Origin of the sequence: Micromonospora sp. NPDC048930, assembly GCF_043197935.1 — a bacterium.
Lineage (GTDB): Bacteria > Actinomycetota > Actinomycetes > Mycobacteriales > Micromonosporaceae > Micromonospora.
In genome coordinates this window covers 363,791-378,702 of sequence record NZ_JBICUB010000001.1, presented here as the reverse complement: position 1 = coordinate 378,702, position 14,912 = coordinate 363,791, and the positions used below count along the sequence as shown (strand labels likewise).

Sequence of the window (14,912 nt, the reverse complement as noted above, 5' to 3'; positions counted from 1 at the left end):
CGCCCGCCCGCCGTCGCCCGACCGTCAGGTGCGGACGTTGGGCAGGTTCACTCCGCAGGTGCGCTCGATGAATTCACCCGCCCGCTCTCCGCTCGCCCGCACCGCCTCGGGCGAGTCCTTTGTGGCCGCCGCCGTCCCGTGGGTGTGCGCGGCCGTGCCCGGCGGGTGCGCGTGCCCCTCGTCGTCGTCGGCCATCGAGCCGGCCAGCCGTTCCAGGTCCGGGACCAGGTCGTCCGGCGCCGAGCGGATCATGGCCTGGAGCGCCGCCACCCGCTCGTCGCCGGTCAACCGGGCCTGGTTGGTGAGCGTGAAGGTCTCCGCCTCCGCGCAGAACCGGTCCCGGCCCGACCAGTCCGACGGCAGGTCGGGCCGGGACAGCCACCAGCCGCCGAGGGCGACGGCGAGCAGCCCGGCGACGGCTCCGCCGACGAGCAGGCGACGGTCAGACATTGTCGTTGATCGCGTCGATGTCGTGGGTGTCGTAGTACAGCGGCCAGATGTCGTCGCGCATGCACGAGTTGTCGTTGCCGTCGGTGCTGTGGTAGCGGTGCTTCAGCGCTCCGGTGTGCCCGAACTCGTGGCAGCCGAGACTCCTCCAGTACGACACGCCGTAGCCGGTCATGGTCCGGGTGTTGAACTTGACGTCGAAGTGGTCGCACCGGCCGTTCCACCAGTTGGTGTCGGTGCAGGTCTCCTGCCCGTACCAGCTCGCGGTGTACGACTTGTCGTAGACGTGGATGTCCGAGCCGCCGACCGAGGTGGTGATGTCGGTGCGGTCGAGCTGCGCCCGGCCGTGCGCCACCGCCGCCTTGCCGTTGGTGGTCAGATAGTTCGACTCCACGTCCTGGCTGGTGTTGTCCGGCCGGTGGCCGGAGTTCCCGCCGTGGCTGGCCAGGGCCGGCGGCGCGAACGCCAGCACGACCGCCAGCGTGGTGCCCAGGATCGTCGCCGTACGCCTCATTCCCCACTCTCCTCGATCACCGGCTGGTTCGCCGTCGGGGCCGACGCGGTCAGCGTGCCGGCGGCCACCGCCGCGCTGGCGTCGGTGACCGTCTCGTAGAACAGGCCGGCCGTCATTCCGCTGATCGACGTGGCCAGCTCGTTCTCCGGGTTGCTCGGCTCCAGCACGCCGTTCGCCTCCAGTGCCCGGCCGTCGGAACTGGCCAGCAGGAAGGTGTGCGGGTCGCTGACGTCGAGGTCACGACGGAGGAAGAAGTAGCCGGCGTCGCCGACCTCGCTCCACGTCACGTTGTTGGAGATGTAGCCGCGCCCCTCCTCGTCCCAGCCCTCCTCCTCGAGGGTGACCGTCGGCGGGACCAGCATGTTCTTCGGGTTGTGCAGGACGTCCCACACCTCGATCGTCACGTTGCGCAGCCGGGTGTCCCCGCCGACCGCCGCCGGGTCCTCGTCGACGCTGGCGGTCCGGCCGGGCTCGACCGCGGTCACCGTGCCGTACACCACCAGGTGCGACGTCGCGGTCATCTGCGCGACGGTGTCGAAGTGGTAGACCTCCTTTCCGAAGGCCAGCGACTCCGGGCGCGCGTCGAGGCGTACGCCGGTGTCGGCGTGCCCGACGCTCACCGTCGCCACCAGCCCGGCGGCCACCAGCGCGGCCGCCGCGGCCAGGCCCCACCGACGTGGGCCGGGGCGGCTGAATCTGCTCACTCGTCGTTCCCCCAATCCGAGGTCACCGGACGCGGCCCGGCGGGCCGCCGCCGGTCCCGCCGGAGGGTCGGGGGGCGACCGCCCGGCGGGACGGCACGAGGATCCATTCCCGCCGATGCAGCTGGCTTGCAACCGGCTTGCAGTCGGTCCACAGCGGACCGGCATACTGCGGCACCGGGGAGGTACGTCGATGGAGTTCCGGGTCCTGGGCGCGGTGGAGGTGTGGTCCGCCGGCGCCCGCGTGGACGTCGGCGGGCGGCAACCCCGCCTGGTCCTCGCCGCGCTGTTGCTGGAGCCCGACCGGGTGGTGCCGGTGGACCGGCTGGTCGACCTGGTCTGGGGGCAGTCGCCGCCGCGCAGCGCCCGGGGCACCCTCCAGGCGCTGGTCTCCCGGCTGCGGGCCACCTTCCGCCGGCTCGACGCGCCGGTGGAGGTGGTGGGCCGGGGTGCCGGCTACCTCGTCCAGGTGGACCCGGACGCGGTGGACGCGCACCGGTTCACCGCGCTCACCGCCCGGGCCCGCGACGCCGACGACGAGGCCGCGGTCGACCTGCTGGACCGGGCGCTCGGGCTGTGGCGGGGGGAGCCGCTCGCCGACGTGGCCGACGAGGCCGTCCGCCACCGGCTCTGCGCCGGGCTGCACGAGGCCCGGTGGGTGGCGGTGGAGGACCGGGCGGAGGCGCTGCTGCGGCTGGGGCGCGCCCGGCAGTTGGTCGGCGAACTGACCGACCAGGTCGCCCGGCACCCGGGCCGGCAGCGGATGGCCGGGCAGCTGATGCTCGCCCTGCACCGGGAGGGCCGTACCGACCAGGCGCTGGCCACCTACCGGCGGGTCCGCGCCCAACTCGCCGACGAGCTGGGCCTCGACCCCGCGCCCGAGCTGCGCCGCCTGGAACAGCTCATCCTCCGGGCCGACCCGGCGCTGGACCCGCCCGACCGCACCGACCACCGGGGGCCGGTCCGTCCCGCCCAGCTGCCCCACGACGTACCTGGCTTCACCGGCCGCGCCGACGACCTGGCGCGACTGGACGCGACCCTGGACGAGCCGTCGGCGGGCATCCGGATCTGGGTGGTCAGCGGCACCGCCGGGGTGGGCAAGAGCGCGCTGGCGGTGCGCTGGGCGCACCGGGTCCGCGACGCCTTCCCCGACGGCCAGCTCTTCCTCGACCTGCGGGGCTTCGACGCGGAACGGGAGCCGGTCCCGCCGGCCGCCGCGCTCGCCCAGCTCCTCAACGGCCTCGGTGTCGACCCGCGGGCCGTGCCGGACGGGCTGGACGCCCGCGCGGCGATGTTCCGGTCCCGGCTCGCCGGGCGGGACGTGCTGCTGGTGCTGGACAACGCCCGCGACGCCGCCCAGGTGCTGCCGCTGATCCCGGCCGCGGGCACCGTGCTGGTCACCAGCCGGCACCGCCTCGGCGAACTGGTGGCCCGGGCCGGCGCCCGGCCGCTCCCGCTGGACGTGCTCACCCCGGACGACTCGGCCCGCCTGCTGGCCGCCCTGCTCGGCGACGGCACCGTCCGCGCCGAGGCGGCCGCGGCGGCCCGGCTGGCCCGGCTCTGCGGGCACCTCCCGCTGGCGTTGCGGATCGCCGCGGCCAACCTCCAGGCCGCAGGGGAGCCGGAGATCGCCGGGCTGGCCCGGGAGCTGGCCGAGGGCGACCCGCTGGCCGGGCTCACCGTCGACGGGGCCGAGGAGGGGGCGGTGACCAAGGCGTTCGCGTTGTCCTACCGGACGCTGTCGGCACAGCAGCAGCTGATGTTCCGCCGCCTCGGGCTGGTGCCCGGGTCGAGCTTCGCCGCCGGCGCGGCGGCGGCGCTCGCCGGGACCCCGCCGGCCACCGCCGAACGGCTGCTCCGCGCCCTCGCGGCGGCGCACCTGCTGGAACGGCATCCCGGCGGCCGGTACCGCTTCCACGACCTTTTGCGCCGGTACGCCCTGGACCGGGTCACCGGGGAGGAGGACGCCGCCGAGCGGGACCAGGCCCGGCGGCGGCTCCTCGACCACTGGCTGGCGACCGCGGACGCGGCCGGCCGCCGGCTCATCCCGCACTTCGCCCGGCTGCCCCGCCCCGTGCCGGCGGACCCGTTCGGCACCCCGGAGGCGGCACTGGCCTGGCTGGACGCCGAGTGGACCAACCTCACCGCGGCGGTGGAGCAGACTGCCCGGCACGGCCCCCGCCGGTACGCCTGGCAGCTCACCGACGCGCTGCGGGCGTACTTCCACCAGCGGGGGCGGCGCGCCGAGTGGCTGGCGGCGGCGAGCGTCGCGCTGGACGCCGCCCGGGCCGAGGACGACCGGCTGGCGCAGGTCGCCATGCACATGAGCATCGCCCTGGCGCACGTCACCAGTGGCCGGTACGAGGAGGCCCGCCGGCACCTGCGCGACGGGCTGCGCATCGACATCGGCGACGACTGGCCGGAGGGGCGGGCCGGGATGCTCAACAACCTCAGCGCGGTGCACCAGCGCCTCGGCGACCCGCAGGCGGCGATCGACTGCGCGGGCCGGTCGCTGACGCTCAACCGACAGCTCGGCATCGACGGCGGGGAGGCGATGTGCCTGGCCAACCTCGGCTTCGCGTACTGGCAGCTCGGTGCGCTGGCCGAGGCGGAGGAGCACTTCCGGGCGGCGCACGACCGGGGCGAGCGGGCCGGGGCGCGGTACAACGTGGCCGTCCTCCTGGTCGACCTGGCGAGCGTCCGCCGGGACCTCGGCGACCACTCCGCGGCCGAGGAGCTGTACGCGCGCGGCCTGGCCGCCAACCACGACCTCGGCTACCGGTACGGCGAGGCGACCGCCCTCGCCGGCCGGGCGGTGCTCTGGTGCGCGACCGGCCGCGCGGAACAGGCCCGGGCGGACGCCGAGCGGGCGGTGGCGCTCACCCGGGAGATCGGCGACACCGGCACCGAGGCGTGGGCCCGGTACGCGCTCGGCCGGGTGCTGCTGGCGCTGGGCCGACCGGCCGAGGCCGCGGCCGAGCACCGGCGGGCCCTGGAGCTGGCCCGGGAGACCCGGTTCTGCTGGTGCGAGGCGACCTCGCTGGCCGGCCTCGCCGCCGCCGAGCTGGCCGCCGGGGCGCCCGACGCCGCCCGGGAACACGGCCGGGCCGCGTCCGCGCTGGCGGTCCGGGCCGGCTACCGGCCGATCGAGCTGCGCGCCGCGCGGGTGCTCGCCCGGGTGGCCGAGGCGGCCGGCGACGCGGCGGAGGCGGCCCGGCTGGACGAGCGGGCCACCCTGCTGGCCAAGGAGACCGGGTACGCCGAGACGCCGGTCAGCCGGTGACCGCGCGCGCCAGCGCATACCCCAGGGTGGCCGCGCTCAGCCCGGCGGCCAGGCTGACCAGCACGTTCGCCAGGGCGTGCCGGTGGGCGCCCTCCCGGCTCAGCCGCAGCGTCTCGTAGCTGAGCGTGGACCAGGTGGTCAGCGCGCCGCAGAAGCCGGTGCCGACCAGCGCGGTCACCGCCGGGGAGGCGGGCACCGCGGCCACCGCGCCGAGCACCAGCGAGCCGACCACGTTGACGGTCAGCGTGCCCCACGGGAAGGGCGAGTCGTGCCGGGCCTGGACCGCCCGGTCGGTCAGGTAGCGCAAGGGAGCGCCGAGCGCCGCCCCGATCGCGATCAGCAGGACGGTCACCGGGCCTCCCCACCACGGGCCCGGGCCAGCAGCCGGCCGGCCACCGCGTCCCCGGTCCAGACCGCCAGCAGCGCCCCGAACAGGGTCGCCGCCAGGTAGGCCAGCGCCGTCCCGGGCGCCCCGGCGGCCACCGCCCGGTGCACGTCGACCGCGTACGTGGAGAAGGTGGTGAAGCCGCCCAGCACCCCGACGCCGAGGAAGGGCCGGACCAGCGGGCCGGCCGGGCGGGCGGTCAGCACCGCCATCAGCACGCCGATCAGCAGGCAGCCGGTGACGTTGACGCCGAAGGTGGCCCACGGGAAGCCGGTGGGCGGGTGCGGGAAGGCGGTCTGCGCGCCGGCCCGGGTCAGCGCGCCGAGCGCGCCCCCGGCGGCGATGGCGCCGAGCACCGCCGCCGGGTGCGCGGCCAGCTCGCCGCGGTCGGCGGGTACGTGCAGGTCGACGTCGGGGTCGACGCGGAACTCGTCGGGTCGGGTCAACGGTGCCTCCCCACCAGTCAGGGCCTCACTGGCAGGGACCGTTGGCGGTGTTCCGCGGTTCTCCCGGCGCGCCCGGGACGGCGGGCCCCACCGCCGGTCTGCGCCGAGGATAACCCGGGGCTGGACCCGCCGGTCCCGCCCGTCCCCGGCGCGGCGTGATCGGGACGGCCGCCCATCCCCGACCGGCCTGCGCTCATCGAGGCCCACCCGCCGCATCGGTTTCGATCTCCCGCCGCGGGGGCACATTCTCCGCCGTTCAGCTGTGCCGAGAGGGGGTTCGTGATGGCCGGAGGCAGCACCACGGCGGAGACACGTCCGACGGAGTCCCGGACCGACGGGGGCCGGCGTGCCGGGCGCCACGAGGGTCCACCGTTCCGCAAGCCGACGTGGCCGAAGGCGTACTCCTTCGCCCTGGTCACCGGGGCGCTCTTCGTCTTCTCCTGGCTGGGCCAGTTCTTCTTCCAGCTGACCGTGGAGAGCAACGAGGCCAGCCAGCACGGCCAGTCGTTCGCCTGGAGCGAGTTCCTGCCGCAGTTCCTCGCCAGCACCTTCGAGAACTGGCAGTCGGAGTTCCTCCAGCTGATCTGGCAGGCCGCCGGACTGGCCATCTTCTACTACTGGGGTTCCTCGCAGTCCCGCGAGTCGGACGACCGGATGGAGGCGAAGCTGGACGCCCTGCTCCGCGAGCGCGGCCTCGACCCGGACCAGCCGTGACGATCCGCTGACCCGGTGCCCGTCCGGGGCCGCCGGGCGGGCACCACCGGCACCCACCCCCTGACCTGGCAGGACGACCGGTACGGGCGTACGGTGTGCGGCATCGCCCGGCGCGACGCGGCGTCGGGACCGTCGCGCAGGAGGCAACCGTGCAGGACCGCACCCCTCGTCCCGAGGAGCTGGAACCCGTCGAACGGGTCGGCGTCGACGAGCTGCGGGCCCTGCAACTGGAGCGGATGCGCTGGTCGCTGCGGCACGCGTACGACAACGTGCCGCACTACCGCCGGGCGTTCGAGGCGGCCGGCGTGCACCCCGACGACCTGCGCGAGTTGTCCGACCTGTCCCGCTTCCCGTTCACCGGCAAGGCGGAGCTGCGGGAGAACTACCCGTTCGGCATGTTCGCGGTGCCCCGGGAGCGGATCGCCCGGCTGCACGCCTCGTCCGGCACCACCGGCCGGCCCACCGTGGTCGGCTACACCAGGGACGACCTGGCCACCTGGGCCCGGCTGATGGCCCGCTCGATCCGGGCCGCCGGCGGCCGTCCCGGCGACCGGGTGCACGTGGCGTACGGCTACGGGCTCTTCACCGGCGGCCTCGGCGCGCACTACGGCGCCGAGGAGCTGGGCTGCACCGTCATCCCGGTCTCCGGCGGGATGACCGAGCGGCAGGCCATGCTGATCCGCGACTTCGCGCCCGATGTCATCATGGTCACCCCCAGCTACATGCTGGCCATCGTCGACGAGCTGGAACGCCAGGGCATCGACCCGCGCTCCACCTCGCTCCAGGTGGGCATCTTCGGCGCCGAACCGTGGACCGAGGACATGCGCCGGGAGATGGAGCAGCGCCTCGACATGCACGCGGTGGACATCTACGGGCTGTCCGAGGTGATGGGGCCCGGGGTGGCGGTCGAGTGCGTGGAGACCAAGGACGGCCTGCACCTGTGGGAGGACCACTTCTACCCGGAGATCATCGACCCGGTGACCGGCGAGGTGCTGCCCGACGGCGAGCAGGGCGAGCTGGTGCTCACCTCGCTCACCAAGGAGGCGATGCCGGTGGTCCGCTACCGGACCCGGGACCTGACCCGGCTGCTGCCCGGCACCGCCCGGACGATGCGGCGGATCGAGAAGATCACCGGCCGGACCGACGACATGATGATCGTGCGCGGGGTGAACGTCTTCCCCACCCAGATCGAGGAGCTGATCCTGCGTACGCCGGCGCTGTCGCCGCACTTCCAGTGCGTGCTGGACCGGCAGGGCCGGATGGACACCCTCACCGTCAAGGTGGAGCGCCGGGTCGGCGTGGCCGAGGACGAGGCGCGGCGGGCCGGGACGGCCCTGGTGCAGCAGGTCAAGAACACCATCGGGGTGAGCGTGGCCGTGCAGGTCATCGAACCGGACGGGGTGGAGCGGTCGATGGGCAAGATGCGCCGAATCGTGGACCAGCGGCGGGAGCACTGACGTGGCCGACCACGACGGCCGCACCGCGGCCCACGACATGTTCGACGCCGACGTGGCCTCCAAGGGGCTCGGCATCGAGCTGGTCTCGGCCGGCGACGGCACGGCGGTGGCCCGGATGCGGGTCACCGCGGCCATGCTGAACGGCCACGCCATCGGGCACGGGGGATTCGTCTTCCTGCTCGCCGACACCGCCTTCGCGCTGGCCTGCAACAGCCACGGCCCGGCCACCGTCGCCGCCGGCGGCGAGATCAGCTTCCTCCGCCCGGTCCACGAGGGCGACCTGCTGGAGGCCCGCGCCACCGAGCGGGTCCGCCACGGCCGCAGCGGCATCTACGACGTCACGGTGTGGCGGGACGACGAGGTGGTGGCCGAGTTCCGGGGCCGCAGCCGCACCATCGCCCGGTAACCGACCGGCCGCCGAGCCCGGACCGGCGGGGCCCCACGGACCGCTGGCGGCCCCCGGGTGAGCCGGGAGGTCGCGGCGCCGCCGCCACCGGTGGAGCTGGTGGCCCGGCTGGAGTCGCTGCGCTGACCGGTGCCCGGTCGCGTCGTGCGGCTTCTGTCGGCGGCCTGGGGCACGATGGCCGGATGGCACACATCCTGCTGTTGCATTCGGTCTACGGGCTGCGGCCGGCCGTGCTGGCCGCCGCCGACCGGTTCCGCGCCGCCGGCCACCAGGTCACCACCCCCGACCTGTACGGGCTGCCCGCCGCCGACACCGTCGCGGACGGCTTCGCGCTGCTCGACAAGGTCGGCCGGGACGCGGTCCTGGAGCGGGCCCGCGCGGCGGCTGCGGCGCTGCCCGCCGAGGCGGTGCTGGCCGGCTTCTCGATGGGCGCCGGGGTGGCCGGGGCGCTGCTCGCCGAGCGCCCCGAGGCGGCGGCGCTGCTCCTGCTGCACGGCACCGGCGGTGCCCCCGAGTCGGTCCGCCCCGGGCTGCCGGTCCAACTGCACCTCGCCGATCCCGACGAGTACGAGCCGCAGGACGAGCTCGACGAGTGGCAGCGGGCGATGAGCGCGGCCGGCGCCGAGGTCTCGGTGCACCGCTACCCGGGCCCGGGGCACCTCTACACCGATCCGGACCTGCCCGACCACGACCCGCTGGCCGCCGCGCTGACCTGGGACCGGGCGCTGACCTTCCTCGCCGGTCGCTGACCGCCCAACGGGACCACCCGGGTCGACGCCGTGGCCGGAGTGGCCCCGTGCCCGCTCCGGCCACGGCGTCGGGTCAGGCGGCGGCGAGCGCCGGTCGTCCGGCCTCGCGCGCCCGGTCTAATCGCGACCCGGGGGCCGGCGCCACGGTCGAGGGGACCAGTGCCGGTCTCCGGATCCCGCGTGCCGGCCCGCCCACGGCCGGCGTGCCGGCGGCCCCGGGCGCGACGGCTGGCCCGGGCGGTGCCGCCAGGGTCCTGAGGTGGCGTACCGAGCCGGTCCCCCCGGGGCCGGCCGCCTGGGCTGCCCGGTCCGGCGCGGGTTGCCCCCGGTCCGGGTCGCGCACCGTCAGGTGGCGGCCGGAGCGGTCGACGCGGCCCGCCGGGTCCGCCCCGGCCGGGCGGCACCGCGACGGACGTCCCGGTGACCCGGCGGCCGACGCGGTCGGGTGCGCCGCACCATCGGCCGGGCGCGTGGTGTCGACCCCGCCCACCGGCCGCCCGGTGCGGCCGACGCCGGCCCGGTCCGCCGCGCCGAACCCGGCCGCCGGGCTCGCGGCCCCGGAGACGCCGGCCGGCTGCGCGGCTCCGGAAACTCGCGCCGGCCGCGCCGCCGCGGCGCCGCCGGCCGGCCGCACGATGCCGATCACGCCGCCCGGCTGCCCGGCGCGGCTGACGTCGGCCGCCGCGCCGATCCCGCCCGCTGGGCTCGTGGCCGCGGCGACACCCGCCGGTCGCACGATGCCGATCCCGCCGCCCGGCCGCGGGGCCGCGGCGGCGCCGGCCGGCGGCGCGATGCCGATTGCGCCGCCCGGGCGCGCGGGGTGGGACGCCCTGGCCGGGTGCGCGCCGGAGGTGCCGGCCGGGTGCGGGGCCGGGCAGGTGGGGGCGGGCCGCGTGCGGGCCCGGCGGGCGAACTCGGCCCGGAGCGTGCGGGGGAGCCGGTGCCGCGCCACCCGGGCCACGGTGGGCTCGGCGACGGCGTACCGGTCGCGGCCGGTCCGGCGCAGCACGCCGGCCTCGACCAGGTCCCGCAGCACCGGCTCGGCCCGGCCCACCGTCCAGTCCAGCAGCCGCTCCACCGTGCCGGAGTCGACGTCGGTCCCGCACGCCGCGCCCGCCATGAGCACGGCCCGCTGCGGTCCGTCCAGCCGGTCCAGCCGGGCGTCGACCATCCGGCGTACCGCCTCCGGGACCGGCCCGGCCGGCCCGGCGTCGGGGTCCAGCGCCCGCACGTACGCCTGCGCGACGGCCGGGTTGCCGCCGGCCAGGGGCAGCAGGTCGCGGGCCAGCGCGGCCGGTTGGCCGGCCCGGCCGAGCAGGTGCCGCAGCAGCCGACCGGTGTCCACCGTGCCCAGTGGGCCCAGCGGTACCCGGCGCCGCCGGCCGGCGGCCCCGGGCAGCAGGTCGGCCCAGCCCGGCCCGTGAGTGGCCACCACCGCGAGGGGCAGCGACCGCTCGGTCGCGGCGGCGAAGAGCCGGTGCAGGAACCGGTTCAGCGGCGGCGCGGCCCGGTCCAGGTCGTCCACGCCCACCACCAGTGGCCGGTGGGCCGCCAGGTCCAGCAGGACCTCCCGCCACACCTCGGCCCCCCGGGCCGCCGCCCCGGCGTCCTGCGGGGCCGCCAGGAAGTCGGCCAGGGCGTGTGCCGCGGCGGCCCGCCGGGCCGGCTCCAGCAGCGTGTCCAGCGCGGCGGCCAGCCGCCGGCGTACGGTCGGGGCGGGGTCGGCGTCGCGGGCCCCGGCGAACGCGCGGACCATGTCGGCCAGCGGCGCCAGCTCCCCCCGGGGGTACGGCGGGCAGTGCGCCACGCACCAGCGGACCGGCGCACCGTCCACCGTCGACACCGTGCGGGTCAGCTCGTGCAGCAGCCGGCTGCGCCCGCTGCCCGGCGGGCCGACCAGCGAGACCCAGCGGGGCCGGCGCTCCCGCACCGCGCGGGCGATCTCGTCACCGGCGGTGGCCAGCTCCCGCCGCCGGCCGACCAGCGGGCCCTGGTGGTGGCGGGCCGACCCGGCCCGACCCGGCCCGGTCACCCACCAGACGTCCAGCGGCCGCGCCTTGCCGGCCACCGACAGCGCCGCGAGGGGGCGCAGCTCGATCAGGCCGGCGACGGCCCGCCCGGTGGCCGCGCAGGCCACCACCCCGCCCGGCGGGGCGTACTGCTGCAACCGGGCCGCGGTGGTGATCACCGCGCCGCTGGCGGCGCCGTGCCCGCCGTCGTGGGTGGCGGCCAGATCCACCACGACCTCGCCGGTGGCCACCCCGACCCGGATCCGCAGCCGGGTCCCCGCCGGCGCCCGCCGGTCCAGCGCCTCCTGGATCTCCAGCCCGGCCCGCACCGCCCGGTACGCGTCGAAGCCGTCGGAGCCGTGCGCCCCGAACAGGGCCATCACCGCGTCGCCGATGTACTTCTCCACCACGCCGTTCCACCGGCGCAGCACCCCCGCCACGGTGCTGAAGTACCCGCGTTGCAGCGCCCGGACCTCCTCCGGGTCGAGCCGCTCGACCAGGCCGGTCGAGCCGACGATGTCGACGAACAGCACGCTGACCGTCCGTCTCTCCTCCGGTACCGGCCAGCGCGTGACGGCTTCCCGACTCCCCACGGTCGTGGTCACTGGCATCGCACCCACCCTTTCCCCCGGCCCGGTGCCTGACGACCTCTGGAGACTTGCACCACCGGTACGTCGGGGGATCGGTAGGACGACGTATGTCGACCACCCGCAACCTTTAGTCGCAATGTCGACGCGAGGAGTACCACTGCGGCACCCAGCCCGTAGAACGGTGCGGGAACGTGTGACTAGGCTGCGTGCCATGGCCAGCGATGTGGACACCGCACCGCTCGTCGGTCGTGCCGACACCCTGGCGGTGCTCCGGGCGGCGCTGCTCGACGACGTGGCCCCCGGGCACACCGCGGCGGTCTTCCTCACCGGCGAGAGCGGGGTGGGCAAGACCCGGCTGCTGGCCGAGGTCAGCGCGCGGTTGCGGGACGCGGGCGCGCTCGTGCTGACCGGTTCCTGCCTGGACATCGGCGACGCCTCCCCGCTGCACCCCGTACGGCAGGCGTTGCGTCGCTTCGACGCCGAGCGGACCGAGGCGCGTACTGCCTCCGCGGTCCGCGGCCTGCTCCAGGTGTTCCACGAGGAGACCCCGGGCCCGGACGGCGCTGGCGCCCTGCTGGAACGGGTCTTCCAGGGGCTGCACCTGGTCGCCGGTGGGCGCCCGCTGGTGCTCGTCCTGGACGACCTGCAGTGGGCCGACCGCAGCACCCGCCAGCTCCTGCTCTACCTGCTCGCCGGCCTCGGCGACCTGCAGCTGTCGGTGCTCGCCGCGGTCCGCGCCGAGTCGTTGCAGGGCGCCCACCCGCTGCGCCGGGTCCTCACCGAGCTGCGCCGGCTGCGGTCGGTCCGGGTGGTCGACCTGGCGCCGTTGGACCGTGCCGGCACCGACGAACTGGCCGCCGCGGTCGTCGGCGCCCCGCTGGCCCCCGAGGCCGCCGACCGGATGTGGCAGCGCAGCGGCGGCAACCCGTTCGTGGTCGAGGAGCTGGCCCGCGACCTGCGCGACGGCCGCGACGACCTCTCCGACACGCTGCGCGAGGTCTTCCTGTCCCGGGTCGACGCGCTGCCGCAGCACGCGCACGCGGTGGTGCACGCCATCGCCGCCGGCGTCGAACCGGTCGAACACTGGCTGCTGGCCCAGGTGGTGCGGCTGCCCGAGGAGGAGCTGATCGAGGCGGTGCGCGCGGCGGTGGCGCACCGGCTGCTGGTCGGCGCCGACGACGGCTACCGGCTGCGGCACCGCCTGGTGGCCGAGGTGCTGGCGCACGAGCTGCTGCCCGCCGAGCGCGCGGCGCTGCACCGGCGCTACGCCGAGGCGCTTACCTCGGCCACCGCCGAGCTGCACCAGGCCCGGCTGGCGCACCACTGGCGGCTGGCCGGCGAGCCGGGCCGGGCGTTGCCCGCCGCCATGGCCGCCGCCCGCGAGGCCGAGCGGCTGCACGGGTACGCGGAAGCGCACCGCCACTGGTCGGCGGCGTTGCAGCTGGCCGCCACCCCGGCCGCTGTCCCGCCGGACGCCGAACCGGCCCCGCCCGAGGTGGACCGGGTGGGGCTGCTGGAGCACGCGGCCGAGACGGCGCATCACAGCGGCGAGCACGTCCGGGCGCTGGACCTGCTGGAGGAGCTGGCCCGGGATCCGGCCGGCCCGCCGACCTGCGACCTGCACATCCGGCGGGCCCGCTACCTGGCCGCCGCCGGCCGGTCCGCGCCCGCCGAGGCGGAATACCGGCGGGCCCTGGGGTCCCCGGACTGCACGCCCCGGGAGCGGGCCACCGCCGCCGCCCGCCTGGCCGAGCTGCTGCTGCACCTCGGCCGCTACGCCGAGGCCGGTGACCAGGCCCGGGAGGCGCTCCAGCTCGCCGCCGAGGTGCCCGGCTCCACCTCGGAGGTGGTGCTGGCCAGCGCCGCGCTGGGCTACAGCGAGGCGTGGCTGGAGGACCCGGAGGCCGGGCTGGCGGTGATGCGGCAGGCCCTGGAGACCGCGGAACGCTCCGGCCGGCCGGAGGACGTGGCGTGCGCGTACCTGCACCTGGCGGAGCTGCTGACCGGGCCGCTGAACATCCTCGAGGAGGGGGTGGTGGTGGCCCGCCGGGGCGCCGAGCGGGTCGCCGAGCTGGGGCTGGGCCGCACCTGGGAGACGCGGCTGCTGGCCATCGCCACGAACGGGCTGTTCCGGGTGGGGCAGTGGGCCGAGGCGGAGAAGGTGGTCGCCGCCGCGCTGCGGCACCGCCCGTCGGGGGCCGACGCGGTGGAGCTGCTGCTCGCCCGCTGCCGGCTCTCCGTCGGGTACGGCGACGTCGAGGCCTCCGACCGGGACCTGGAGGCGGTGGCCACGATGCTGGCCGGCGGCGGCGCCCGGCACGTGCTGCCGATGCTCATCCTCCGCGCCGGCCTGGCCATGTGGCAGGGCCGGCACGACCTGGCCCGGCAGGCCGTCCAGCGTGGTCTCACCGAGAGCCGCTCCGACGACGTCATCGTGCTGGCCACCCTGGCCTGGCACGGGCTGCGCGCCGAGGCCGAGGCGCACGCCAGCCGGACGGTCGAGGTCGACCCGACGGCGGTGCGCCGGCTGCGCGAGGTGGTCGACCGGGTGACCCGCAAGAGCGAGAAGGCGGGCGCGCCGGTGCGGTACGTGGCGGACGGGTTCCTGGCGCTCTGCGCGGCGGAGCTGAGCCGGCTCGACGGCCGGGGCGACCCGGAGCTGTGGGCCCGCTCGGCGGCTGAGTGGGACCGCCGCAACCACCCCTACCCGGCGGCGTATTCCCGGCTGCGGCAGGCCGAGGCGCTGCTGGCGCGGCGCAGCCGGCCGGCGACCGCCGCGCGGCTGCTGCGGCAGGCGTACCAGATGGCGCAGGCGTTGGGTGCGCTGCCGTTGAGCTCGGAGATCCGCACCCTGGCGGGGCGGGCCCGGGTGACGCTGGAGGAGCGGCCGGCGGCCGAGACCCGCCCCGCGCCCCGGCAGCGGACGGCGGCGCCGGCCGCCGCACCGGCGGTCGACGAGCTGGCCGCGCTCACCGCCCGGGAACGCGAGGTGCTGGCCGCGGTCGCGGAGGGGCTGACCAACAAGGAGATCGGTCAGCGGCTGTTCATCAGCGAGCGGACCATCGGGGTGCACGTGTCGCACATCTTCGACAAGCTCCAGGTCCGCACCCGGGTCCAGGCCAGCGCGATCTTCCTGCGCAACCGGCCGGAATAGGCGTACCCGCGCGAATACGTCGTTCTACTGATCCGACCGGCGTACGTCGGCTGGAAG

At 76.6% G+C, this 14,912-nt stretch carries 12 protein-coding genes; 6 read left to right on the top strand and 6 right to left on the bottom strand.

Going from position 1 to position 14,912, the window contains the following annotated elements; translation table 11 throughout:
• Positions 1-24 precede the first annotated feature (24 nt).
• Genes ACGFI9_RS01915 through ACGFI9_RS01905 form a run of 3 tightly spaced genes read right to left on the bottom strand, consistent with a single transcriptional unit; the run spans position 25 to position 1,665 of the window.
• On the bottom strand, positions 25-450 hold the full coding sequence (locus ACGFI9_RS01915) for a hypothetical protein (RefSeq protein WP_393173838.1): 426 nt from the start codon (positions 448-450) through the stop codon (positions 25-27).
• Entirely contained in the window at positions 443-961 is a 519-nt protein-coding gene (locus tag ACGFI9_RS01910) for a hypothetical protein (RefSeq protein ID WP_393173836.1), read from the bottom strand. The genes ACGFI9_RS01915 and ACGFI9_RS01910 overlap by 8 nt, the downstream gene beginning before the upstream one ends.
• The gene (locus ACGFI9_RS01905; RefSeq protein WP_393173834.1) at positions 958-1,665 is read right to left on the bottom strand and encodes a hypothetical protein; all 708 of its coding nucleotides are present in this window, start codon (positions 1,663-1,665) and stop codon (positions 958-960) included. Before ACGFI9_RS01905 ends, ACGFI9_RS01910 begins: the two co-directional genes overlap by 4 nt.
• 190 nt (positions 1,666-1,855) lie before the next feature.
• On the opposite strand from ACGFI9_RS01905, the gene ACGFI9_RS01900 reads away from it, so the two are divergent.
• Positions 1,856-4,945, top strand: a complete 3,090-nt coding sequence (locus tag ACGFI9_RS01900; RefSeq protein WP_393173832.1) for a BTAD domain-containing putative transcriptional regulator — start codon at positions 1,856-1,858, stop codon at positions 4,943-4,945.
• Here ACGFI9_RS01900 and crcB read toward each other — a convergent pair.
• Complete coding sequence (gene crcB, locus ACGFI9_RS01895) at positions 4,935-5,297, bottom strand: fluoride efflux transporter CrcB (protein ID WP_393173830.1); 363 nt, start codon at positions 5,295-5,297, stop codon at positions 4,935-4,937. The two genes, ACGFI9_RS01900 and crcB, sit on opposite strands and share 11 nt — an antisense overlap.
• Positions 5,294-5,776 carry a CrcB family protein gene (locus ACGFI9_RS01890; RefSeq protein ID WP_393173828.1) on the bottom strand — a complete coding sequence of 161 codons (483 nt, stop codon included), beginning with the start codon at positions 5,774-5,776 and terminating at the stop codon, positions 5,294-5,296. The genes crcB and ACGFI9_RS01890 overlap by 4 nt, the downstream gene beginning before the upstream one ends.
• Positions 5,777-6,058: 282 nt before the next feature.
• On the opposite strand from ACGFI9_RS01890, the gene ACGFI9_RS01885 reads away from it, so the two are divergent.
• The 4 genes from ACGFI9_RS01885 to ACGFI9_RS01870 all read left to right on the top strand — a co-directional run bounded on the left by ACGFI9_RS01885 (position 6,059) and on the right by ACGFI9_RS01870 (position 9,102).
• Complete coding sequence (locus tag ACGFI9_RS01885; RefSeq protein WP_393173826.1) at positions 6,059-6,490, top strand: DUF6766 family protein; 432 nt, start codon at positions 6,059-6,061, stop codon at positions 6,488-6,490.
• A 149-nt stretch (positions 6,491-6,639) separates the two neighbouring features.
• Positions 6,640-7,947: a phenylacetate--CoA ligase PaaK gene (paaK, locus tag ACGFI9_RS01880; protein ID WP_393173824.1), complete on the top strand. Its 1,308-nt coding sequence runs from the start codon at positions 6,640-6,642 to the stop codon at positions 7,945-7,947.
• A gap of 37 nt (positions 7,948-7,984) precedes the next feature.
• Entirely contained in the window at positions 7,985-8,353 is a 369-nt protein-coding gene (gene paaI / locus ACGFI9_RS01875) for a hydroxyphenylacetyl-CoA thioesterase PaaI (protein ID WP_393175197.1), read from the top strand.
• 182 nt (positions 8,354-8,535) lie between these two features.
• Positions 8,536-9,102 (top strand): dienelactone hydrolase family protein, encoded by a 567-nt coding sequence (locus ACGFI9_RS01870; protein ID WP_393173822.1) that lies wholly within the window; start codon positions 8,536-8,538, stop codon positions 9,100-9,102.
• Positions 9,103-9,175: 73 nt separating this feature from the next.
• On the opposite strand, the gene ACGFI9_RS01865 is transcribed toward ACGFI9_RS01870, so the two are convergent.
• A complete protein-coding gene (locus ACGFI9_RS01865) occupies positions 9,176-11,722 on the bottom strand; it encodes an AAA family ATPase (RefSeq protein ID WP_393173820.1) in 2,547 nt (848 codons plus the stop codon).
• A 190-nt stretch (positions 11,723-11,912) separates the two neighbouring features.
• Here ACGFI9_RS01865 and ACGFI9_RS01860 point away from each other — a divergent pair, with 190 nt between their 5' ends.
• Positions 11,913-14,855, top strand: coding sequence for a helix-turn-helix transcriptional regulator (locus tag ACGFI9_RS01860; RefSeq protein WP_393173818.1), 2,943 nt, complete (start codon positions 11,913-11,915; stop codon positions 14,853-14,855).
• Positions 14,856-14,912: the final 57 nt, after the last annotated feature.

What these genes read in the sequence shown, in the direction of transcription:
- ACGFI9_RS01915 (WP_393173838.1), bottom strand. Translation starts at nt 450, where the DNA reads ATGTCTGACCGTCGCCTGCTCGTCGGCGGAGCCGTCGCCGGGCTGCTC.
- ACGFI9_RS01910 (WP_393173836.1), bottom strand. Translation starts at nt 961, where the DNA reads ATGAGGCGTACGGCGACGATCCTGGGCACCACGCTGGCGGTCGTGCTG.
- ACGFI9_RS01900 (WP_393173832.1), top strand. Translation starts at nt 1,856, where the DNA reads ATGGAGTTCCGGGTCCTGGGCGCGGTGGAGGTGTGGTCCGCCGGCGCC.
- ACGFI9_RS01885 (WP_393173826.1), top strand. Translation starts at nt 6,059, where the DNA reads ATGGCCGGAGGCAGCACCACGGCGGAGACACGTCCGACGGAGTCCCGG.
- paaI (WP_393175197.1), top strand. Translation starts at nt 7,985, where the DNA reads ATGTTCGACGCCGACGTGGCCTCCAAGGGGCTCGGCATCGAGCTGGTC.
- ACGFI9_RS01870 (WP_393173822.1), top strand. Translation starts at nt 8,536, where the DNA reads ATGGCACACATCCTGCTGTTGCATTCGGTCTACGGGCTGCGGCCGGCC.
- ACGFI9_RS01865 (WP_393173820.1), bottom strand. Translation starts at nt 11,722, where the DNA reads ATGCCAGTGACCACGACCGTGGGGAGTCGGGAAGCCGTCACGCGCTGG.
- ACGFI9_RS01860 (WP_393173818.1), top strand. Translation starts at nt 11,913, where the DNA reads ATGGCCAGCGATGTGGACACCGCACCGCTCGTCGGTCGTGCCGACACC.